The 22,475-nt window shown below is 50.5% G+C and carries 15 protein-coding genes and 1 pseudogene; 10 read left to right on the top strand and 6 right to left on the bottom strand.

Going from position 1 to position 22,475, the window contains the following annotated elements:
* Positions 1 to 56 precede the first annotated feature (56 nt).
* Positions 57 to 1,493 carry a DHA2 family efflux MFS transporter permease subunit gene (locus ACFSKT_RS12385; protein ID WP_377721319.1) on the top strand — a complete coding sequence of 479 codons (1,437 nt, stop codon included), beginning with the start codon at positions 57 to 59 and terminating at the stop codon, positions 1,491 to 1,493.
* Positions 1,494 to 1,638: 145 nt separating this feature from the next.
* On the opposite strand, the gene ACFSKT_RS12380 is transcribed toward ACFSKT_RS12385, so the two are convergent.
* A complete protein-coding gene (locus ACFSKT_RS12380) occupies positions 1,639 to 1,998 on the bottom strand; it encodes a winged helix-turn-helix transcriptional regulator (protein WP_377721318.1) in 360 nt (119 codons plus the stop codon).
* A gap of 152 nt (positions 1,999 to 2,150) precedes the next feature.
* Here ACFSKT_RS12380 and ACFSKT_RS12375 point away from each other — a divergent pair, with 152 nt between their 5' ends.
* The gene (locus ACFSKT_RS12375) at positions 2,151 to 2,879 is read left to right on the top strand and encodes an NADPH-dependent F420 reductase (protein ID WP_377721317.1); all 729 of its coding nucleotides are present in this window, start codon (positions 2,151 to 2,153) and stop codon (positions 2,877 to 2,879) included.
* 286 nt (positions 2,880 to 3,165) lie between these two features.
* Here the strand turns inward: ACFSKT_RS12375 and ACFSKT_RS12370 are convergent, their stop codons facing one another.
* Positions 3,166 to 3,528: a hypothetical protein gene (locus tag ACFSKT_RS12370; protein WP_377721316.1), complete on the bottom strand. Its 363-nt coding sequence runs from the start codon at positions 3,526 to 3,528 to the stop codon at positions 3,166 to 3,168.
* A 224-nt stretch (positions 3,529 to 3,752) separates the two neighbouring features.
* Here ACFSKT_RS12370 and ACFSKT_RS12365 point away from each other — a divergent pair, with 224 nt between their 5' ends.
* Both ACFSKT_RS12365 and ACFSKT_RS12360 read left to right on the top strand, forming a co-directional pair.
* Positions 3,753 to 5,147, top strand: coding sequence for an ADP-ribosylglycohydrolase family protein (locus ACFSKT_RS12365; RefSeq protein ID WP_377721315.1), 1,395 nt, complete (start codon positions 3,753 to 3,755; stop codon positions 5,145 to 5,147).
* 106 nt (positions 5,148 to 5,253) lie between these two features.
* Positions 5,254 to 6,105 (top strand): AraC family transcriptional regulator, encoded by an 852-nt coding sequence (locus ACFSKT_RS12360; protein ID WP_377721314.1) that lies wholly within the window; start codon positions 5,254 to 5,256, stop codon positions 6,103 to 6,105.
* Between the two features lie 68 nt (positions 6,106 to 6,173).
* Here ACFSKT_RS12360 and ACFSKT_RS12355 read toward each other — a convergent pair whose 3' ends face one another.
* Both ACFSKT_RS12355 and ACFSKT_RS12350 read right to left on the bottom strand, forming a co-directional pair.
* Positions 6,174 to 6,659, bottom strand: coding sequence for a DinB family protein (locus tag ACFSKT_RS12355; RefSeq protein WP_377721970.1), 486 nt, complete (start codon positions 6,657 to 6,659; stop codon positions 6,174 to 6,176).
* Between the two features lie 664 nt (positions 6,660 to 7,323).
* Entirely contained in the window at positions 7,324 to 8,946 is a 1,623-nt protein-coding gene (locus ACFSKT_RS12350) for an FAD-dependent monooxygenase (RefSeq protein ID WP_377721313.1), read from the bottom strand.
* Between the two features lie 364 nt (positions 8,947 to 9,310).
* On the opposite strand from ACFSKT_RS12350, the pseudogene ACFSKT_RS12345 reads away from it, so the two are divergent.
* Positions 9,311 to 9,511, top strand: a pseudogene (locus tag ACFSKT_RS12345) (IS110 family RNA-guided transposase); the annotation flags it as partial.
* A gap of 305 nt (positions 9,512 to 9,816) precedes the next feature.
* On the opposite strand, the gene ACFSKT_RS12340 reads toward ACFSKT_RS12345, so the two are convergent.
* The gene (locus tag ACFSKT_RS12340) at positions 9,817 to 10,908 is read right to left on the bottom strand and encodes an oxidoreductase (RefSeq protein WP_377721311.1); all 1,092 of its coding nucleotides are present in this window, start codon (positions 10,906 to 10,908) and stop codon (positions 9,817 to 9,819) included.
* 113 nt (positions 10,909 to 11,021) lie between these two features.
* On the opposite strand from ACFSKT_RS12340, the gene ACFSKT_RS12335 reads away from it, so the two are divergent.
* Positions 11,022 to 11,951 carry a LysR family transcriptional regulator gene (locus ACFSKT_RS12335; RefSeq protein ID WP_377721310.1) on the top strand — a complete coding sequence of 310 codons (930 nt, stop codon included), beginning with the start codon at positions 11,022 to 11,024 and terminating at the stop codon, positions 11,949 to 11,951.
* A 63-nt stretch (positions 11,952 to 12,014) separates the two neighbouring features.
* Here the strand turns inward: ACFSKT_RS12335 and ACFSKT_RS12330 are convergent, their stop codons facing one another.
* A complete protein-coding gene (locus ACFSKT_RS12330) occupies positions 12,015 to 14,384 on the bottom strand; it encodes a helix-turn-helix transcriptional regulator (RefSeq protein WP_377721309.1) in 2,370 nt (789 codons plus the stop codon).
* Between the two features lie 256 nt (positions 14,385 to 14,640).
* Here ACFSKT_RS12330 and ACFSKT_RS12325 point away from each other — a divergent pair, with 256 nt between their 5' ends.
* The 4 genes from ACFSKT_RS12325 to ACFSKT_RS12310 all read left to right on the top strand — a co-directional run bounded on the left by ACFSKT_RS12325 (position 14,641) and on the right by ACFSKT_RS12310 (position 22,446).
* Positions 14,641 to 15,606 carry an ABC transporter permease gene (locus ACFSKT_RS12325; protein WP_377721308.1) on the top strand — a complete coding sequence of 322 codons (966 nt, stop codon included), beginning with the start codon at positions 14,641 to 14,643 and terminating at the stop codon, positions 15,604 to 15,606.
* A 37-nt stretch (positions 15,607 to 15,643) separates the two neighbouring features.
* Positions 15,644 to 16,525, top strand: a complete 882-nt coding sequence (locus ACFSKT_RS12320; protein WP_377721307.1) for a carbohydrate ABC transporter permease — start codon at positions 15,644 to 15,646, stop codon at positions 16,523 to 16,525.
* A gap of 50 nt (positions 16,526 to 16,575) precedes the next feature.
* Positions 16,576 to 18,159: an extracellular solute-binding protein gene (locus ACFSKT_RS12315; protein ID WP_377721306.1), complete on the top strand. Its 1,584-nt coding sequence runs from the start codon at positions 16,576 to 16,578 to the stop codon at positions 18,157 to 18,159.
* 192 nt (positions 18,160 to 18,351) lie between these two features.
* Positions 18,352 to 22,446: a sugar-binding protein gene (locus ACFSKT_RS12310; RefSeq protein ID WP_377721305.1), complete on the top strand. Its 4,095-nt coding sequence runs from the start codon at positions 18,352 to 18,354 to the stop codon at positions 22,444 to 22,446.
* The last annotated feature ends 29 nt before the right edge of the window (positions 22,447 to 22,475 follow it).

Genomic DNA, 22,475 nt, shown 5'->3' with positions numbered 1-22,475 from the left:
AAAAAGTAATTAAAGAAGCAAACAGTCCTTCATGCTTGATTAAAAAGGAGATTTGAATGATGAAGCAATACAATACGCGTGCCATCCTGTCATCGCTGCTAATCTGCGGTTTTATTGGGATGTTTAGTGAGACCGCTCTAAACATAGCAATGACCAATTTAATGGATGTATTCCAAATTTCGGCGGCAATGGCACAATGGCTAACAACCGGCTTCTTACTGACACTTGGTATTTTAATGCCTATGAGCGGTTTACTGCTGCAGATGTTTACGACTAGGCAGCTGTTCATAGGCTCGCTTATAAGCTTAATTGTAGGTACGTTGATTGCGGCACTTGCGTTCAATTTCGAGATGTTGATGTTTGCCCGAGTTTTACAGGCATTAGGGATGGGCATGTTGCTCCCGCTTATGTTTAACACCATTCTGGTCATCTTTCCACCGGAGAAGCGCGGGGCTGCGATGGGGTTTGTCGGACTTGTTATCATGTTCGCGCCAGCGACCGGTCCGACCATAGGCGGTCTATTAATAGAGTATTTCACATGGCATTATATCTTCTGGTTCTCATTACCGTTCCTGGTTATTGGATTGTTGATAGGGCTGAAGTATTTAGAAAATGTCACTGATGTCACGAAGCCCCGGATAGATCTACTGTCTGTCATATTGTCAACGATCGGCTTTGGAGGAGTTGTCTTCGGCTTCAGTAAAGCAGGCGAAGGGTCTGAAGGATGGGGCAGTACGGTTGTGGTCACCTCAATCGTTGTCGGGCTCATCTCGCTGGTGCTGTTCATACTGCGGCAGAACGTTATGCGCGATCCGATGATGAATCTGAGGGTTTTCAAGCATCCGATGTACGTCGTTGGGCTGCTTATGGTGCTTTCGTGCATGTTGATCATTATGTCGAGCATGATTATCTTGCCGATGTTTCTGCAGACTGGTGCTGGATTGTCTGTGTTCACTGCGGGGCTTATGCTTTTGCCGGGCAGCGCGCTGAACGGTATCCTCTCTCCGCGTATGGGGAGCCTGTTCGATAAATATGGCCCCAAATGGCTCGTTATCCCTGGATTCGTAATCGTATCAGTCATGTTATGGTTCTTTACTACTCTATCTCCTGCTTCTTCCGTGGCCTTTATCGTAGCTTTGCATATCGGACTCATGGTTGGGATCGGCATGGTGTGGATGCCTGCTCAGACGAACGGGCTTAATCAATTGCCGCCGGAGTTATACCCGCACGGCACGGCAGTCATGAACACGCTGCAGCAGGTCGTAGGCGCGATTGGGACAGCTGTCGCAATCAGTATCCTTTCGGGCGGAATGGAGAAGTACTTGCATGGTTCCTCTGCTCCTACCTTAAAAACCGAAATTGCAAACGCGATGACGGCAGGGTCACAAAACGTGTTCTTGTTTACGATGATCATTGCATTGATTAGCGTGGTTATGGCTCTCTTCATCCGCCGCGTTGTGGTCAACCGAGAAACGATCAAATCGATACATTGATGATTTAACTAGTAAAACGAATTACAACTGTTGATTAAGGCTAACTGGAGACGATAGCTCAATCTCGACGCGACGGCAGCCGGCCTTTGATCGGCTGCCGTTTTCTCAACTAAAGGGCAGATTAAATTAAAAAATCCAATTCGGGTTACTCTATTTTATCGCCAAACCTTTTCCCGAATTCCTCCATTAAATCAATGATTGGAATTAATTGCTCTCCTTTTGGTGTTAATGAATACTCAACACGCGGAGGCACTTCGGGATAAACTTTGCGATTAATTAAGCCATCCGCTTCTAATTCTCGAAGTTGCTTTGTTAGAGACCCTTGTGAAATTCCCCATAAAAGAGTCTTAATTTCATTGTAGCGACGAGGGTTAAGCTTTAAAAACCAAAGAATCAAATATTTCCAACGTCCCGAAAGTAAGTTTTGAGTATAGGCAATGCCATATACTTCTCTGTGATCCTTCTTACATTCTTCAGTAAATCCATCTTCATTTATTCTAGACATTTAATCACCTCATTTCTGCTGTTAGGTACGAAAAAGTGTACTATGTCATTTTAAATTGCCTTCTTTAAAAATTGTAGTAACGTATTTATATTAGTACATGTATTCAGATTACTCAATCGAGGACATTAACATAAGATATTGGAGGAATGGAAATGAGATTTGGAATTATAGGTGCAGGACCAATTGGGGCTAACATTGCGAAAAAACTGGTTGAGAATGGGCATGATGTCAAGATTGCAGATGCTCGTGGGATTGAACGCTTGGAGGGAAAAAAACTTACAGGAACACCTGTGAGCGTAGAGGATGTCATTAGAAATATTGATGTTCTTATAACATCTATCCCTTTCCACGCGTTGCCAGGTATTCGCAACATTATAGATCAAGTGGGGGAGGAAGTAGTCGTTGTAGACACTTCAAATTATTATCCTCAACTTAGCGGTGAAATTGAAGAAGTTGAGAACGGGATGGTTGAAAGTGTTTGGGTATCCAATCATTTAGGTAGACCGATCATTAAAGCTTTCAACAATTTCTTAGCCTATACGCTTGAACATCATGGAACTCCAGAGGGCACGAATGGACGCATTGCCATTGCGATTGCTGGTGATAACCAAGCCCATAAACAAATAATCATGGGTGTAGCAAATGATCTAGGCTTCGATGCCGTAGATAGTGGTTCTTTAAGAGATTCGTGGAGACAACAGCCAGGAAATCCTTCATATTGCACCGAGCTTACAAAAGAGGAACTAACCGAAGCCTTAACGAGGGCAAATAGAGAAAAAGCTCCAGTTCTGCGTGATAAGGTGATGGAAATACTATCAGCTTCAGGTGATTTTTCAATTCAAAGCATTATTAAAACAAATAGAGAAACATTCAATTCATAAGTTTTGATGTTTAAGCTCCCTCAAAATGATTCAGTTTCCTCACTCAGACTCATGAATTCGCAGGATTTCATCCTGTAGTTAGAACGAAGAAGAGGATGCTGGAGAAGCCGGTGGCAGGAAGGCGTAAAAATGGGCATGCGGAAATAAAGGTAACAACGCGTCACCCATATTGTTCCATATACGCACGTCTCCACGTCGCCCTAGCGATTCTCACTCCCATGTCTCAACGGGTCATAGCCCTTACATTCCTTCGTCACATCTAACTACGGGGTGGAGGTCGGTCTTTCTAACGGAACGGGTCCGAGCCCTTTTGTTTAACGTTTCCCGATACTCCGTGCATCTTGTCATCCTGCGAATGCTTGAGCTGGTGAGGTACTAAAATTATGCTGCCTGTGGGAATACCTTCGATTTTCTTCGGATTATCGATATATCTGGTGATATTGAATGCACTTGTTCGAAGATCTTGCTGCATCGTTCTTAACAGCACGTTAACCGTTCTGGCGATATTCTCCGAATAATCGTATTGCACCTGGCGTTTCAACACTTTATTGCTAATCGTAAATCCAGAGATGAAGGTTCCAGCAGAAGCCAGCAGGATCGCAACGGTGATCAGCAGCATGACCCAAAATCGCAGCGTTAATTGTCGCATGAACACATACCCCTTGTTTACGGGTTAAGATTTCTTCTTACGTTTCCTCAATTTGGTGGATTGTATGTAAAAAGAAGGGGGCCATTCATGAAACGCTTGTATGATTTGCCGCCTTGCGGCATATTCGCAAAAAATGAGAATAGGCCGCAAAATTCGGGAGGATCGCGGCATCGCCAACAGGTAGACTCTTAACCAGAACTGATTTCTGTTTTGGAGGGATAGAGATGGCCGGATGGGTGGGGTTACAGGAATTATTGCGGGCGGAAGTCAAGCAGCGCGAGGATGAGGATTGCCAGGTGGACGGCTTTCCGGAGCGAATTGAAGCGGCTGGCGAGAACCAAGCCGAATTGATGGCGATATACGGAGAATTATGCGCGCTTGCGCCCCGGCGTCCGAACCGGGATGAGCCGAATGAACTCGAGGCGATCCGGGCGCTTCGTCCTGCGGGTCCGCGCAAGCTGGATCAGGCGTTGAGCGCGGATGAATGGATGGACAAGTTCAATGGGGCTTGGCTTGGCCGATCGATCGGCTGCGCCCTCGGCAAACCGCTGGAATGGCCGAATTTTATGGCAGGCTCGCAGGGGAGACCCGGCTGGGAGAACGTGTATCTCTGGTTCAAAGGCGCGGATGCTTGGCCGATTAACGGCTATACGCCCGGTATCTCTTCAGCCAGAGAAGAGTATGGGATCGAATTGGCGTCCTACGGGCTGGAAAGCACGAGGGAACGTATCGCCTATATGCAGACGGATGATGATATTCGGTACACCGTCCTCGGTTTAATGATGCTGGAGCGAAAAGGGCTGGACTGGGATTCGTGGGATATCGGTAAGCTCTGGCACGAAGTCCTGTCGTATAACCAAGTCTGTACGGCAGAGACGCAGGCCTATTTGAATTTCGCGCAGGTCACGCATCATTACGGCGAAGTTAAACGGCCGGACGATTGGGAGCAGCAGCAACATTGGGTACGCACGTATTTGAATCCTTATCGGGAATTTATCGGCGCCCAGATTCGCGCGGACGGCTTTGCCTACGGTGCGGCAGGACAGCCCGAGCTTGCCGCGGATCTGGCATGGCGGGATGCTTCGTTCTCGCATGTCCGCAACGGCATCTATGGCGAAATGTTCGTCGCGGCGATGATCGCTGCCGCCTTCGTGGAGTCCGATCCGCTGAAGCTTGTCGAGATCGGATTAAGCGAGATTCCGCGTCATTGCCGGCTGGCTCATGACGTGAAGAAAGCCGTGAACATAGCCCAAGGCGCAAAGGATCAGCTTACGTTAGTGGAACAGCTCTGGGAAGCCTTCGGTCACTATGACCCCGTTCATACCAACAATAATGCCGCCTTGGTCGCCGCCTCCTTGGTATTCGCGAAAGGAGACTTCACGACGGCGATCTCGACGTCTGTTCTCGGCGGTTGGGATACGGACTGCAACGGCGCGACGGTTGGCTCGATCATGGGCGCTTCGCTCGGGGCCAAGCTGCTGCCCGAACAGTGGGTGCGGCCGCTCAACGATACGTTATATTCCGCGGTTGTCGGCTTTCATCCCATTGCCATCTCGGCGTGCGCGCGGAGAAGCTATGACGTGTTCTTGAACATTCAGAATCAGCAGCAATCGGATTAGAGGCATCGCGATGACGCCCGGAGTTGCAAGCCACGCGCTTGTCCCGGGCGTTGTTGTGCTACAATGGAGTCGCGAACGGATTTTACTTGGGAGAGAGGAGATCGAGATGATCCTGCCTATTACCTATGACGACCCCGATCTTCCGCTGCATATTTTCCAGTGGACCCCCAGTGTTGAACTAGAGCCGCAGCATCATCACCACAGCTTCGAGATGGGGTTGTGCATGGCCGGCAGCGGGACGTTCTATTTCGGTCAGACCGAGTACCCCGTCGTTCCCGGCGATCTATTCATCGTGAATATTCTTGAGAACCATATCGCCCAGTCGGCGATCGACCAGCCATGCGAGTTTATCTTCCTCAACTTCGATGCTGACTTGTTAGCCAAGGAAGAGCCCGAGCTGATGGTTCCTTTCCGGTACTATCCCTTCCATTTTCGCAATCGGCTGCAAGGCGACGGGGAAGTGATGGATAGACTGCGTTCGATGATCGTGCGCATGTACGAGGAACGAAGCCATCGGGCGCCCGGACACAAGACCGCGGTGAAAAGCTTGCTGTTATCCATTTGCGTCGAGCTGCTACGGATGTCCAAGGAAGAGGTGGACGTCACCACCTGGATGGATGGCGTGCATAACTATGAATCGATTCGTCCGGTCTTGCAGTATATGGAGCAGCATTATCAAGAGGATCTTGATTTATCCCAATTGGCGCGTTGGTTTCATATTAGCCAGTCGCACTTATCCCGACTGATCGCGGAAGCGACGGGCAGAAAGTTCAAAAGCCATATGCTGACCCTCCGCATTCAGCACGCGAAGCGCTCGTTAGCCGTGACGACCGATAGCGTGACCGACATTGCGTTCGACTGCGGGTTTCAGAGCATGGCTGCATTCTATCGGAATTTCAAGGAGGCTGTTGGCATGTCGCCCGAAGCCTACCGTCGTCAAGTGTCGGCGACTCGGTGACCAGCGGAGGCCTCGGAGCGTGAAGAAGCCCGCTCATGGCGCAGTGCCTAGAGACGGGCTGGTTTAAATCACTCCGGATCCGGTTGGATGAGGCCTTTGCCGATTACATTTGCGGAGACAGGCTTTTGGTCAATTTCTCTCGCCCAGACGGACAATTGACCAACGTGATGAATCTGGTGAGCGATAACATGACGGATGATCTCCCCCCAGGCATCAACGGCAACTGTTCCGTCCGGTTGTGGATCATAAAAAGGACGTTTCTCTAGACTTTCGTTCCACGCGTAGATAAATGCCTCTACCTCGGGCCGAAATTGCTTATCTAATCGCCTGACCTTTTCTAAAGTATGATAGCTATCGAAACTTTCTTGGAAATCCGACTTTCCTTGCAGGCGATTAATCCAACTCCACTCCACATCAACGATATGAAATAGGGTGTGTAAAATGCCCCCAACACCACCCGTTCTGTGGCGTATCAACTCCTCGTAGGCGACCTGTTCACACCATTCATACCATTGTTCTCTGACGATCCAGTTATAGCGAAACATCGTTTGCATCATTATCCCTCCAGAATAGGACTAAGCAACTTATCAGACCCTTACATAGACATTGGGAATGTAGTTGAAAAACGACTTCACTGATCTGTGGTTGGCATCTTCGGTGTTCCAACCCCGTTCTGCTTGCTGCGTCAAGCGATATCCAACTCTCCTGTCCATCACTTCATGACAAAAGGAGCGGCTTCCGCGGCGGAAAACTGCTCCTGACTTCAATCCTCTCTAAAAATAACCCATTTACCATGCTCTTTTACCATTATGTAATTTGGGTCAAGCGTCGGATCGCCACCCAACACTAGCATTTCCTGTCGAACAAGTATACGCAGATTACATAGTATTTTATACATATGTCTATTATGAGCCGAAACATACGACACTTTTCAAAGTGAATATATTATTGTCGGATGACAAGAACATATATCCATTCCCGAGAGATCGCCCCTACTCGGCAGCGCAAGCAAACCCCATCATTACACGCATTCATTAGTGGGATTGGCGATTAGATCTTCATAACTGCCGCCAATGAGCGACGCTAGTTTTAAGGAGACCACCCCGTGAGCCCCGTTTCCGATGGATTTAAATGGCAGCCGTTCTTTGGCCGGCTGCCAACGTGTTTTAATTTAGCTATTAAGCTATCGCTAATCTTAAAATTCTACCCGTTCGAGTTTCAAACGCCGAGTTTGAATGAAAATAATGGATCTAAATATTGTTGCAGCTGATCAAAATTGATGGAATCGCTTAAGTATCCGATATATCCATCCGGCCTTATTAGTATCAGACTGTCAGGTCCTATATCATAACGCTTATGAAGTTGGTGAGCAGGATCGAGAATGATCGTACAACCGTGATGGGATGATTGCTCATGATGCTCAGTCATTATCAAATACAAGTCTATTTCGCTCTTCCAGCGATCCAACGCTTCAAGTCTTAACTCCGTAAGTTTGGAACCAGAAGCGACGATAAGTAAAGCATGACGGGTACCTCGCAAGATTTCGAACAAACGCTGTTCCGTTTTGTTAGGCCCTATCAAGGTTTGAACATCCGGTGCTCGATCTCCGGCATGAATGTGATGCGGTTGCAGATGCTGAATGAACGAGCGGTGCTCCTGCACGATGGGACTTTTTCGATAGTTAATTGCAATTTCAGAAATCTGATTTCGAATTCGTTTCTGAACCACTTCTCTGGATGATAAAAAAGGTGCAAGCTGATTCCTCAATTTCTGCGTGATTCTATTCTTAGTGGTTATCATTTTAATCATCGTATCGGTCATTTTCAAGACAGAATGGGCAACAGGCAACCGTTCCAGCGAGTAGGTTTGAAGCAGCGATTCAGCCGCACTGCCCCTTGCAACAAGTGCAAGCTTCCATGCCAGATTAAAGGCATCCTGCATGCCCGTATTCATGCCTTGCCCGCCGGCTGGACTATGGATATGTGAGGCATCTCCCGCCAAAAATACCTTTCCGTGCCTGGTTTCCTTCACATGCCGAAGGTGGGAGCGGAACCCTGCAAGCCATACGGGGTCGCTAATTCGGGTGCCTCGAGGTCCGCGAACATCGACGATGTGCTGAAACTCTTCCAGGGTTGGATCCGGCACTTTTTCACTTTGCAATGGGGTGTTTACCTCAGCCATCAGCCGATATCGGTTATTTCCATAAGGAAATGCCGCAAGCAAACCTTCTTCATGGATAAAAAGATGCATTTCATTCTCTGAAAGCTCCCAGGATACCCGTACATCGGCTAAAATAAAATTCTCCGGATAGACGGCCCCCTCGAAAGGAAGATTCAAAAGATGACGGACAGAACTGTGTGCACCGTCACAGCCAACGAGCCATTTTACCTCTGTGGCTTCCTCCTCGTGATCCGCATGCCGAAGTGTTGCAGTTACGATATCTTCCGTCTGTGAGAAATGGACCAGCTCGACCTGCCGTTCAATCTGCACACCGAATTGCGCCAAATGTTCAATTAAGATTTGTTCCGTTTCGGACTGCGGCAAATCCAAAATAAATGGATAAGGCGAATCCAAATCATCAAAACGAATATTAAGGAGCTGCTTTTCGCTTCCCAGCCAAGCTTGCATCCCGTGAACCTTCAATCCCTGTTTAAGAAAAGGCTCGATAGTGCCCATCCGTTCCAGCATTTCCAACGACCGTGCGTGAATACCGAGTGCTTTGGAAAGTTTGGAGGGCTCCCGGGACTTGTCGATAATACGGAATGAAACACCATTCCGAGCCAGCTCACAAGCCAATGTTAGCCCGACAGGTCCCGCTCCTGCAATTAACACATCCGTCATTTCTACTCCTCCTTTACGCCGTAAAGTAATAAAGCCTGCAAGAGTCATGAAGTATGCTCTAGCAGGCTTAGTGTTATTATATATATTCTATACTCCCATAATAATCGATTACGAATAATATATATCCAAATGCTCCTACAGCACGTGCTCACCGTAATTTATCTTCAACTATCCTTTAGTTCAACGACAAACGGCGGCCGATCGGGTGCCGGCCGCCGCTGAGTCAAGATTGAGCTATCGTTCCCAGTTAGAATTCCTGTAAAACGAATATTTTGGCGTTTGAACAAAAACGAGCGCCTCCGGTAAGATGGGGTTGCACACGAGGTCAAAAGCCTCAAAAAGCCCATCAGGAGGTCGCTCTACTATGAAGTTTAAGGCACAGGACAAGCAAAATCAACTCCTTGAAAACATTACCGTTTCACACTTAGTCATCGGCGTAGATATCGCCCAGGAAGTTCATGTGGCTCGAGCTTTCAGCTTTCGAGGAATTGCTTTAGGCACTCCGCTCGAGTTCGGCAACCATCGTGAAGGATTCAAACTGTTCGAGCTTTGGATCCAAGATCTGCTCAAGACCTACATCTAATATAAAGACCCCAAAAACAAAAGAAAATAAGAACGAAATAAAAGCTATTATTACACCGAGTAACCCACCTAGAGATATTTGGTTTATTGTGCTTCTTATCATACTTCAGCTCCAATTCACCAAAGAGTAGCTGCTCTATAATAATACCATATATTAGGAGTATTCTGCCCGATCGCTTAATTCTATCTACTACATGAGCCTCATGTGGTCATGAGTAAAAAAAGCAAGCCGCTCCTTAGGGGCGGCTCGCGTCTAAATACGGAAGACCAGAATGAGGCCGGGGACCGTCATCCGACGGTCTCTTCTTTTCTTAACGTCGCAATCGGATGCAAGAAACGGTGATCGAAGGCGTTCAACGCTTCACCTGCTTGCACTTTTTTCACCCAGTCGGGATTAACCAGGGCACTGGTACCGATTGCAACCAGATCGGCGTCGCCTTTCGCAAGTAGGGCCGCTGCCTGTTCTGGCTCGCCCAGCTTGCCGTTGGCGATGACGGGAAGGCCGCTGTAACGTCTGGCCAGCTCGGCAAGAGTCGGGCCGCCTTCCCCGAAAGCCGGAGCGAACGCTGAATATTCAGTGGTATGAATATAGTGGGGGGAAGCCAATCTTAACCGTTCGAAAATGATCTTGGCCTCGTTCTCGCCGTCAGCCCATTTGTGATGGAAATCGTTCACCTTTCCTTGCGAAATGCGAACGCCAACCAGATAATCCGGGCCTACGGCAGCGCGAATCGCTTCCAGCACCTCCACGACGAACCGGATACGCCGCTCCGTCGAACCGCCGTATTCATCCGTCCTACGGTTCGTATAGTCAGTGATGAATTGATCCAGAAGGTAACCGTTTGCCGCGTGGACTTCTACGCCGTCAAATCCGATCTGTTTCGCACGGATAGCGGCTTGTGCGAAGCTTTCTATCACAGCGCGGATCTCCGCCAGAGTCATTTCCTTCGGAACGGCGAACTCTCCGCTCCCGCCATGGTCTTCCAGCATCGTCCCGACCGGTTTCACCGCCGATGGGGCGATAGGCGTAAAGCCGTCGTGTTGAACGAGCGCGCCTGCATGCATGAGCTGCGCGACAATCTTGCCCCCTTCTTGCTGAACGGCTTGAACGACAGGCCGCCAAGAATCAGCCTGCTGATCGCTGGCTATGCCGGGCTGGTGATTATAGCTCCGGCTGTTCGCCAGATCTGGATAAATCCCTTCCGTGATGATCAGGCCGAAGCCGCCTTTCGCAAAGCGGGCGTAATAGCGGACCATACGGTCGTTCGCTTGGCCGGATGGTTCCGCACTGGTTCGGGTCATCGGCGACAGCACCACCCGGTTCGGCAAGGTGAATGAACCTAATTGGAATTCTGATAAAAGATGAGTAACGCGTATCATCTCAAAAACCTCCTTCAATAGGACCGCATGTTTAATCGCTGCTTGCCTGCGATTTCGTGTACTTGTAAAGCATTGTAATTCAGCAAATCCATATAGTAAAATGATCAAATGAGATGATGTTATCAAAAAAAATGATGACAAAAGGCGTGGAGATTCAAATGGAACTTACCGATTTGAGAGTGGTTTTGGCCATCATGAAGGAAGGCAACATTACCCGGGCGGCGGAGAAGCTGGGTTATGTCCAATCGAATATCACAACGAGGGTTCGCAAACTGGAGCAGGAACTGGGCGTGCAGCTTTTCACCAGGAACACGAAGGGTGTGGTTCCTACTGAGAAAGGGCGTATATTCAGTCAATACGCTTCCAGCATTTTGCATATGGTCGAGGATGCCGCCCTAGCTGTCAAAGAGCCGGATCAACCTTGCGGGCCGCTTGCCATCGGCGTTGTGGAGACATTCGCATCGTCTGCAGCATTTATGAGCGCGCTAACCGATTTTCAAAGCAAATATCCGGAGGTTGCATTATCGCTTGTGACCGGCACTTCGCCGCAAAATTACGCCAAAGTGCAAAACCGCGAGCTGGACGGCGCCTTCTGCACGGGAGAATTCGATCTGTCTCTAATGCAAGTCGCCTATGAGATTCAGGAAGAAGTATTCCTGCTGCAAGGCGGCCAAGAACCGGATGCCTCCGATCCCGATGTAGCGAAGGCGTCATGGATTGTGTTTCCTAGGGGGTGTCCTTTGCGCGCAGCCATTGAAGACTGGCTTCAAACCAAGGGAGTGGCTTCCATAAATATGATTGAGGTGAGTACGTTGGATACGATGCTGAATTGCGTGCGTTCCGGAATCGGTTACGCGCTTCTGACCGAGTCGGTCGTGTCCGCGGACGATCAGCGGCTCCGTGCCCACACGGTACCGCAGCAATATCGCTTCGTTACCACGCGTCTTATTGCCCGGAAGGAGCAATTCCGCAGCAAAGCGTTCTCGGCCTTCGCGAAATGCCTAGAGACGGCGGGAAAAACTCCGGCGTTGGGATCCCTCTAGAGTAAACGTAAACAACGCCACCAGATGCTTACTATCTGGTGGCGTGCTGTTGTAGGGTGGCAATCACTGGTGCTGGTCTCTATACTGGGACGGCGTGACGCCCTCGGATTTCTTGAACACGCGGTTGTACCAGGAATGCTGGTAACCGACCTTCTCCGCAATTTCGCTGATTTTCAAATCCGTTTCGAGCAGGAGCTTCTTGGACGTCTCGATTCGTACGTTCGTCAGGTAATCCACGTAATTGATGCCTTTCACTTGTTTGAAGAACTTGCTAAGCGAAGATACGTTGACGCCCAGTTGGTCGGCGCATGCTTCGAGCGAAAGGTCGGTCATAAAGCTTTCCTCGACCATACGGACAACTTTCTCGACGGTCTGCGTCAGATGGGCTTGGTGGTTTTGATTCATTTCCTTGACATAAGGAGAAATAATGGTCTTCTGGAGCCATTTGAGCATTTCTTCCGTATGCCGCAGCCCCAGCAGTTCCTCGTATAGACGTTGGCCGGCATGGAACGCGTAAACATGGAACCCGGCTTGCAGCAGGGCATTGTTAATATTGCCGACGAGCTGGGACATTGCTTGATGCACGAACAACTGAACCCCTGCATTGCGCTCCAGTTCCCGAATGAACGCTTCCGCTTTGGCGTTCGCTTCCTCTTCTTGCCCCAATCGAAGCGCATAGATCAGTTCCTTCTCGATCTCGAACGGATATCGGAACGTAAAATCGCCTGTAAGCAGCTCATCATCAATATGAATAATTTGATTGCTCTCCATCAGCCTCCGGAATCGGAGCGTGTGATGGACGTCCTCGAACATGGTTGGCATGCTGCCCAGCTCTGTGCTTAGCTGCCCGATACAGACGGTTAACTGGAGATGCAGGACCGCGTTCAAGGTGGAGATGACGTCTTGCGCGAATTGGGACAATTCCTGTTTCACCGAAGCGATATCCGAGCCCGATGGGAATCCGATCACGATCCCGACCGAGAGGTCCTGAAAGTTAATCACGTACGCCTGTTCCAGCCGAACGCGGGTTAATTCCTCGATAATATTTGCTGCCGCGAACGTAACCAGCTGCTCATCGTCCTCCTTGAACTTCCCTCCGGAAGCGTCAAGTCCGTTCAGCTGCACGACCATGACGGTGAATTGCCGATCGTCCGTGTCCCACCCATAATAGGCAATTCTTGCGCGCAGCTCTTCCTCCGCGAGATAGTAGAGCCGGCCTTGGGCAAGCTGCAGCATGAACCCTTCCCGCAGCGTCGGAAGCTGCTCCTCGACCCGGGTCTGGAGCATATGACTCTCGCGCGAGAGATGCTGCCACTCTTTCTCAATGAACTTCAGCTCGTCCCCATGCTCCATCGCCCGATCCGTCTTATCTTTGCCGATGGCTCGGATCAAGCTGCCGATCGGCTGGTACAGCTTATGGGAAGCTAACCAAGATAAGAGGATAGCGGTGAAGAAGCCGATCATGCTGACGACGATGATCAATCTGGACATGAACATGACCGGTTTGGATAAATTGGAGAGGTCTGAAGCCGTCGTGAAAATCCATTCGGTCCCGAGCCTTGCGAAAGTGTAGTAAGAAACGGTATATTCCGTGTCCCGGAAGGCGGACAGGAAGGTGTCCTGTTTGCGCTGCGGCCAATGCTTCATGACGCTGGCATGCAGCTGGCTTTCGAAGCGGAGGTCGTCGCCTTGCTGTTGATGACCCCGGATTAACCAATCTCCCTGTTGGTCCAATAAGATCGCGAACTGTGCTTCCTCATCCTTGTCGAAATAGGCGCTTAGCTTGGCTGGGTTTAAACGAACGATAAGGACGCCATAGGGGGACGCCGTATTGCCGGTGAGCTTATGAACCAGGCTGTATTTGAAATCCGTCTGGGTTAAAGCGCTTTCAGAGATGCCCGGCAGCTCGAGTGATTTGGTCCAGAACATCGTTTGATCCGCATGCATCAGCCGCTGCAGCGATTCGTAGCGGCCAGCTTCGGATGCCGTTATCACATTTACGCCTTTGGAGCTGCTGATTAAGGCTTTGTCTTCGACATACATATAAATTTCGGCTATGAATGGATTGGTTTCCTGCATGACCAGCAGAGTCCGAAGCAGATCCCTGGTGAATTGAAAGTCGTCGGCAAAGTTCGTCGTTTTGACGCGTTCGCCGAAAGTGGGATTGAACACCCATTTGGCGAGGCGGACTTCCAATAAGGATAGCTCTTGATCGATCTGTTCGGAAATGAGTTTCAACCGGAGTTGATGGGTGCGGTTCACTTCGGCTTCAACTCGGTTGACGCCGATGAAGTACAAGCTAACGCCAAGAAGAGACGTCGGCAAGCAGGTGATCAGCAAGACGATGATCAGACTCTTTCGGAAGAAGGAAGACGAGAAGGCGGTGGCTCTGCTTTTTTTGTAGTGTAGCTTTTCGGTAATGAGATTCAGCACGTTCACACCATCCTTAAGCGCAATAGGCGGGTCTAATATGATTCCTACTATATATGCCCCCCCTTATTCTTGCAACCGGTCACGAGTTTTCCGGTCCTAAGACTTTTTTGAACGTGCTGAGAAAGCCCGCGAAAATCACGTGAATGCCCAAGAAAAGCCCGTATCCAATTAAGTCTTATTGCAGGAAAGACGGCGGCTTCCTATAGTCAAGGCAGGGCAACGGAAACAAAATTGAAAGATTGCGAGGGAGCAGCATATGAGTACGGTGAGAGAGACCATCTTGACGCCGCCTTCCAAGATGAAGTCACAGCTTTGGCGAAGTAAGATATGGCATGCGTTGAGGCGAGATAAATACCTTTATCTGCTCGGACTGCCTGGGTTACTGTGTTTGATCCTTTTTAAATACTTTCCCATGTGGGGGGTATTAATCGCGTTTCAGAATTATTCGCCTTTTCTCGGATTTTGGAAGAGCGAATGGGTTGGATTCGAGCATTTCCAATTCTTTTTCTCCAATCCGGATTTTTTTACCTTGCTGCGAAATACGATTGCGATTAATTTATTGAGCCTCGTTTTCTTCTTCCCGGCACCGATCATTTTGTCGCTCATGTTGAATGAGGTCCGTAACGAACGGTTCAAAAGGACGATTCAGTCCATCGTGTATTTGCCTCACTTTCTGTCATGGGTTATCATTGCGGGTTTGACGTTTACGCTGTTTGCTACGGGAGAAGGGCTTGTAAATAAGCTCTTGATCGGCATGGGCTTCGAGCGAGTGGAGTGGCTGACGACGCCGGAGTACTTCTGGGGCTTCCTCACGGGCCAGAGTATATGGAAGGAAGCGGGTTGGGGGACCGTTATTTTCCTGGCGGCGATGGCGAACGTGGATCCCCAATTGTATGAAGCGGCGCGAATGGATGGGGCGAACCGGCTGCAGCAGATGAGAGCCATTACGATTCCGGCCATCCAGAATGTCATTGTCATCTTGCTGATCCTCAAACTCGGACATATCATGGATGTCGGCTTCGAGCAGGTATTCCTGCTGCAAAATTCAGTCGTATCCGATGTGGCCGACGTATTCGACACTTATATTTATCGCGTAGGCGTCAATCAATCTCAATTCAGCTACACCACGGCCGTGGGATTGTTCAAGGCGGCTGTCGGGCTTCTGCTCGTCGTGATCTCCAATAAGCTGGTCAAAAAAGCCGGCGGAGAAGGTTTTTATTGACATACAAGCTCGAAGCATAAAGAGAGGAGTGCACACCGTGAGAGAATCATTCGGGGAAAGGTTGTTTTCGAACCTCAACGCGCTCGCGTTAGTGTTAATTGGATTGGTATCTATATTCCCGTTTTATTACGTCGTTATCGTATCCTTCTCGGCTCCAGGTGAATATTCGAGCAGCGAACTGACGCTGTTCCCCCAATCCTGGTCGTTCGCGGCGTATGAATACATTCTATCGACGGACACGTTTATTCGCTCCATCGGGGTAAGCGCTTACCTGGCGGTCGTGGGGACCGCACTAAGTCTGATGGTTTCCGCCGCTTTCGCCTACATGATATCCCGAAAACGATTGTTCGGCCGCAAGGTGCTGACATTCGCGCTGCTCATCACGATTCTGTTCAGCCCCGGGATTATTCCGAACTACTTGGTTATCAAAGAACTCGGTCTTATGAACAGTCTGTGGTCCATTATTTTGCCGGGCTTGCTCAGCGGTTGGAACGCCCTGTTGCTCAAAACGTTCTTCGATGGCATACCCGAAAGCCTGGAGGAATCAGCCTATATCGATGGCGCTAATGACCTGAGAATCTTTTTCCAAATTATATTGCCTCTGTCCCTGCCGGCACTGGCCGCCTTCGGTCTGTTCTTTGCCGTCGGGTATTGGAACACGTTCTTTAATGCGATTCTTTACCTCACCGATCCGGATAAGCGTCCGCTGCAGGTTCTCCTGCAAGGCATGCTCGTGAAGTCGGAGACGGGGATCGCGGATCCAACTGCAGCAGCGCAATTGTCATCCGAGCATCAAGTGCCGGCAGATACGATCAAGATGGCTGCGGTTGTCATCGCGACCGTGCCGATCCTGTTGGTGTATCCATTCCTGCAGAAGCATTTTGCCAAGGGAGTCATGCTTGGTTCTGTTAAGGGATGATCACATAGGTTATAGTTCCATACTAGGGGAGAAGAAGGGTGGACAACAAAGTGAAAACGAAAAGATTGAACCAGAAAACGATGATCCTGGCGCTCAGCGCGTCGCTGGCTCTGACGGGAACGCTCGTCGGCTGTTCGGAGAAGAAAGAAACGGAGCCGACATCGAATGCCGGCACCGGTACCAATGACAAACAAGCTGCGCCCACGGAGATCAGCATCACCACGATTAACTATAATACGGAAGCGCCGGTCAACGATAATCCGATTGAGCTGGAGATGGAGAAGCGGACCAATACCAAGCTTAATATTACGTACCTGCCGTCGAACAATTATGGGGACAAGTTCAATGTCATGCTGGCCTCGGGCGAAATTCCGGATGTGCTCTTAACGACATTCATCTATAGCTCGAACGTGACCAGCGCGATCAAAGAGGGCGCCTTCTGGGATCTGACCCCGTACATCAAGGACTATCCGAACCTGCTGGCGACGTATCCGAAGGAGAGCTTTGAGAACTCGAAGGTAGATGGCAAAATCTATGGTCTGCCCCGTCCTCGTCCGCTAGTCGGAGGCGCGGCCTTCCCGGCGCTGCGTCAGGATTGGCTGGAGAAGCTGGGACTGTCGATGCCGAAGACGATGGATGAACTGTACACGGTGCTGAAGGCATTCGCCGAACAAGATCCGGATGGCAACGGCAAAGCGGATACCTATGGGTTTACGGGAGCGGTGGAAGAAGGCTGGATGGGAACGCTTGACTTTGTCGAGAGTACCTTCCATGGATTTAATGGCATGGTGGTGAGCTCGGCGGATAAACCGACCTTCCTCCGGGATGCCCAGCCAGCTGCCCGCGAGGCGCTGTTATGGCTGCAGCGTGCGTATAAGGAAGGGGTACTGGCGCCGGACTTTGCCATCATGAAAGGCAGTCAGGTGCTGGATATGGCCAAGGCGGGTAAAGTCGGCATGTATCCGACCGCCATGGATGCCAAGCAGCTCGGCGAAGTAGTGGCTGCGGTTCGGAAAACAGCTCCGGAAGCCAATATTGCCCACGTGCCTTACTTGATCTCGCCTGCAACCGGTAAAGAATATGCCATGAAGGAAGGCGGCTTCTTCGGGAACTACCTCATCTCCAAGAAAGTGTCGGAAGAGAAGCTGAAAGCGATCCTGGCGTTCTTCGACTACGGTGCCACGCCGGAAGGGATGGAGCTGGCTAACTACGGGCTCAAGGATGTGCACTTCACGATCGCGGAAGATGGCACGAAAGTGACCAATGAGGAGTTCAAAAATATCGCCGGCCCGTCGCTGAGCAATATTTGGACGAACGTCAACCCGTATAGCCGGATTTTGCAAGCGGCGCCCGACTATCCGAAGGAATATTTCGAACGGGATAAGCAAGTGATTGAAGAGCGGTTGAAGTATGGCGTCTTCATCAACAACAGCGGCGTCACTTCCGAGACCGAATTGAAGGTCGGCAATGAGCTGTATAAGAAATTCCAAGACTTGAAGGTCAAGGTCATCATGGGCAAGGAAACGATTGAAGCGTGGGACAAGTTCGTGGAGCAAATGAACAATGACGCGAATCTGCAGAAGATCCTGAGCGAACGGGAAGCCAGCTATAAGGAACTGTTCGGAACGAAATAGAGACCAAGAATGAGGACAGAGCAAAGTGGTTGGTAGGCGGCTATCGCTTACTAACCACGCTGTCCATTCTTATCTTAGGGAGCAGGAAGCGCCGTTCTAATTGTTCAAAATGTAAGCGCTTCATCTTCATCCTTGGGAGGGGGGATGCTTGCACAAATTCGGCTTTTGAAGTGGACAATGCATACGAGGAGGATGAATGACTTGAGGAAGGCTGGATTATGGATCGTCATGGTTGCACTGGTATTGACGGCATGCTTTGCTCCCGTTCTGCCGGCTGCCAAGACTTATGCTGCAGGGGAAACGAAATACGAGGCTGAAGATGCCGCAATCATGGATGCGGAAGTGCGGACGCCTGGCGAGGGGACCGTTTTTTCGGGAACGGGTTATGTCGATTTGGGCGATCAGGCGAATGGCGCCGGCCTAACCTGGAGCAATATCCAGGCGCCTTATGCCGGTAACTATATCCTTAAACTCCATTACAGTAACGATACAACGAACGCTAAGCCGGTAGGTTTGATCGTAAACGGTCAAAGCTATACCGCTTTCGCGGGGGAGCAGACGGGGACGGAGTCAACGCTGACATGGAATTCGCTGACCGCCGTCGTCTTCCTGAATCAAGGAGCCAATACAATCAAGGTCGCTTCGAAGAGCGCCGACGGTCCTGAGGTGGATGTGCTTGAAGTCACGCCTTATGCGACCATTTTTGAAGCGGAGAACGGGGGAGGCGCTGCCCACTTGGAGGCGACGATCGGCGCGAATACGGGGACGGCCGCGGGCTTTTCCGGAACCGGATACGTCAGCATTGCCGCACCCAAGGCCGGTTACCTGCTTTATAATGAGGTGGTTGTGCCGGAGACGGGGACCTATACGATCCGGGTCAGATACAGCTTGCAAAGCGGAACCCGGCCCTATGCGGTAACCGTGAACGATGTCCGGGTTCAAGATGCCAAGGCGCTTGCTACCGGCGGGTGGAATATGTGGAGGTTTGAAGAATTGACCGGCATTCCTCTGCAAGCGGGAACGAATACATTGAAGATCGAACGAATCGGCGCCAATTCGACCCCCGTTATCGACCGGTTCGAAATTGTGAACGAGAAGGCGTTCGAAGTGGGCGATCAAACCTTCCGGACCACTACCTTTGAGACGAACGATGTGGATCCCGTAATCGCGGGAACGGCTGCCAATGCGGCTCTGAATACGCCCTTGATCAATGGATCGGCCATGAAGAGCACGTCGGCTAGCACCGCTAAAATTGTAGAACAAGATGGAAACCGCTGGGCTGAAGTGACGACCCCTGCATTCAAACCAGGCGCCGTGGGCTTCCCGTTCCATTCCAGCTGGACAGCTCCGGTGCCGATGAAGAGCTATACCCTGGAATCCAGTTTCATGCTGAAGGATGATAAGGCGAACTATATCTTCAAGCTGGTCAACGCGGCTGGCGCGGAGAGTCCTATCTTCGTGCTGGGGTTGGATAACAAACTTTATGCGCGATCGGACAATAAAGCAGGCGGCGCATTGGCGGCAAGAGCGGATTGGGCGCTAAATACCCGGTACGACGTGAAGCTGGTGTTTCATCTGGATACGAAGAGCTACGACATGTATTGGAACGGCGCCCGAATCGTAAACAGCGAACCGATGCAGGACGATCCTTATTTAGGCGGATTGAAGGGCTTCTTCTTGGACGTGAAGGACGGCGCCCGGATGGAGACCAAAATTTGGGTTGACGATATCCAGCTGTCCGGTTCGAATGCCGCAGGCACGGCTCCCATCGTCAACCCGAATCCCGGGGCGCTATTTGTGGAGCAGCCTTACATTGGCACCCCTGTCGTCTATTATGTCAGTCCGACTGGTTTGGATACGAATAACGGTCTCACGCCAACGACGCCGTTCAAAACGATCAATAAGGCGGTCAGCGCGACCAACCCGGGGGATACCGTCAACATTATGCCCGGCATCTATTCCCCCGCGAACGATGCGAATGACTTCGTCCTCATCAATCGCTCCGGCGCGAAAGATGTGAAAACCGGGGTTACGCATTACATTACCTACAAAGCGTTTGATCCGGCCAATAAACCGAAGCTGCTGCTTCCCCCGAATATCAGAGGGGTTTGGGATATGGTTCAAGTGGATGCCAACTACATCATCATCGAGGGAATTGAGATCGAAGGCAACAATTTGAATCTTACCTTGGCTGAAGCGGAAGCGAACTACGAACATAAGGTTGCCGGGGGAACCGATTGGTCCAGATATGCATTGACCAATACCAACGGCATTAGCGTAAAAGGACACCATATCATTGTCCGGAACGCCCATGTCCATCATATGGCAGGCGGTGGGATCGGCGGCAGCGGGGACTACTTATGGTTCCACAATAATATTAGTAACAGCAACAGCTGGTACACCATGTTCGCGACGAGCGGCATGGGGACGATCGATAATGTTCCTTTCGACCATAACACGACCGATTACAGAATTATTCTCAGCAATAACATCATCTACGACAATGAAACCAAGGTGAAGTGGGATCGGACCAAAAACTACTCGGATGGCAACGGCATCATCTTTGACGTCGATGACCTGTACGACGAGACGAAGGGCAAGAAACTGGCGATCAACAACATCGTCTACAATAACGGCGGCGGCGGCATTCATGCCTATCGAAGCAACAATGTCCATGTCATCAACAATACGATCGTCCATAATAGCCGAAGCCCGCACCTGAAGTACCCCAATATGGATGCTCAGGCCAGCGATAATTCGGTCTTCCTGAACAACATCTCGATCGCAAGAGACGAAGAGGGCGAATATGCGAATTTGAATAGCGGATGGAACAACCTGTTCGCCAACAATATTTACGGCGGCAGCGTGCGGTTCTTGGGTCAGAATGAGCGGGTGATCGACCCTGGTTTCGTCTCCCTCTCCGAAGGGAACTTCCATTTGCAGCCGGATTCGCCTGCCATCGATAATGGCACAAGGGACCATGGCATCCTTTATGGCACCCCGTGGTTCGGTACGGATATGTCCCTTGCAGGCGACGCGGAAGGAAATGCGCGTCCGTATGCCGGAGAAGGGGCACATGCCCGGGTGGATATCGGGGCCTATGAAACCGCCTTTAACAGTGCTTCGCCGCTAATCGATGATGCGGTGACGTTCAATCCGGCCCCTCCGGATGTCATTTTGGAAGCGACCGCGGCACAAGGCACGCCTTCCATTGACGGGAACATCGATCCAATTTGGTCGTCAACGGAGCCTTTCCAGGCGCTTAAGATCAGCGATACGACCAAAGAAGCGCCGGCAGCAACGATGCGGGTGCTGTGGGATGAACACCAATTGTATGTATTGGCCGAAGTGAAGGATGCCAATTTGAGCGCGATAGGCGGGAATCTGTGGGAACATGATTCGATGGAGTTTTTCGTCGATGAGAACAATGCCAAAGCGCTCAGTTACCAGGCAGACGACAGCCATTACCGCGTCAATTACTTGAATCTTAGAAGCGCAGGCAAAAATGCGACGGCAGACGGGTTTACCTCGTCGGCCAAAGTCGTAGAAGGCGGTTATATCATTGAAGCTGCGCTCCCATTGCGAACGATAACAGGTGCCGTAGGGAACGTGATCGGATTTGATGCAGGTGCCAGCGATGACAGCAATTTTGACGGAATCCGGGATAATGCCACGATGTGGAGCAACCAACGATTCAATTCGCATGCTTCTCCGAAATATTTCGGGAACATCGCCTTCGTCGCAGCACCAACCATAACAGCGATAACGCCGGTTGCGGTAAGCACGACGGCTGGAACGGCACCGACGCTGCCTGCCGACGTGGAGGCGATCTTCAGCAATGGGGTTACATCCACGAAGAGCGTGGAGTGGGAACCGGTGGATGCAAGCCGATATGCAAGCGCAGGCAGCTTTGCGGTCTACGGGACGGTTCAGGGGACGGCGATAAAAGCCGTTGCGAATGTAACGGTAAAAGCGGTGGAAATACCTAACGTACCGCCGACTGTCCGCATAACTAGCCCTGCTAATGGTGCGGCCTATAAGAAACCTGCAAGTATCCTGTTCAAGGCAGCGGCATCCGATCAAGATGGAACCATCACCAAGGTGGAGGTCTATCAGGGAAGCACGCTGCTCGGAACGGCGACGTCCGTTTCGGCGGGCAACTACAGTTTTTGCTGGACCCAGGTTGCTGCCGGAACATACAGCATAACGGCCAAAGCCTATGACAATAAGGGGGCGTCCTCCGTCTCGGCACCCATTAAGCTCACCGTCACAAAAGACGGGAAGTAGAAGAAAAAGAGTCGGGGAATCGAAATGGT

It is taken from the genome of Paenibacillus xanthanilyticus (assembly GCF_042682185.1).
GTDB classification, from domain to species: Bacteria; Bacillota; Bacilli; order Paenibacillales; family Paenibacillaceae; genus Paenibacillus_Z; species Paenibacillus_Z xanthanilyticus.
Note: the sequence above shows the minus strand (reverse complement) of the source record. Positions and strands in the feature narration are given on the sequence as shown.

Bases quoted from the DNA above. Each gene is read 5' to 3' on its own strand.
- ACFSKT_RS12385 (WP_377721319.1), top strand. From the start codon at position 57: ATGATGAAGCAATACAATACGCGTGCCATCCTGTCATCGCTGCTAATC.
- ACFSKT_RS12380 (WP_377721318.1), bottom strand. From the start codon at position 1,998: ATGTCTAGAATAAATGAAGATGGATTTACTGAAGAATGTAAGAAGGAT.
- ACFSKT_RS12375 (WP_377721317.1), top strand. From the start codon at position 2,151: ATGAGATTTGGAATTATAGGTGCAGGACCAATTGGGGCTAACATTGCG.
- ACFSKT_RS12370 (WP_377721316.1), bottom strand. From the start codon at position 3,528: ATGCGACAATTAACGCTGCGATTTTGGGTCATGCTGCTGATCACCGTT.
- ACFSKT_RS12365 (WP_377721315.1), top strand. From the start codon at position 3,753: ATGGCCGGATGGGTGGGGTTACAGGAATTATTGCGGGCGGAAGTCAAG.
- ACFSKT_RS12360 (WP_377721314.1), top strand. From the start codon at position 5,254: ATGATCCTGCCTATTACCTATGACGACCCCGATCTTCCGCTGCATATT.
- ACFSKT_RS12355 (WP_377721970.1), bottom strand. From the start codon at position 6,659: ATGCAAACGATGTTTCGCTATAACTGGATCGTCAGAGAACAATGGTAT.
- ACFSKT_RS12350 (WP_377721313.1), bottom strand. From the start codon at position 8,946: ATGACGGATGTGTTAATTGCAGGAGCGGGACCTGTCGGGCTAACATTG.
- ACFSKT_RS12340 (WP_377721311.1), bottom strand. From the start codon at position 10,908: ATGATACGCGTTACTCATCTTTTATCAGAATTCCAATTAGGTTCATTC.
- ACFSKT_RS12335 (WP_377721310.1), top strand. From the start codon at position 11,022: ATGATGTTATCAAAAAAAATGATGACAAAAGGCGTGGAGATTCAAATG.
- ACFSKT_RS12325 (WP_377721308.1), top strand. From the start codon at position 14,641: ATGAGTACGGTGAGAGAGACCATCTTGACGCCGCCTTCCAAGATGAAG.
- ACFSKT_RS12310 (WP_377721305.1), top strand. From the start codon at position 18,352: ATGAATGACTTGAGGAAGGCTGGATTATGGATCGTCATGGTTGCACTG.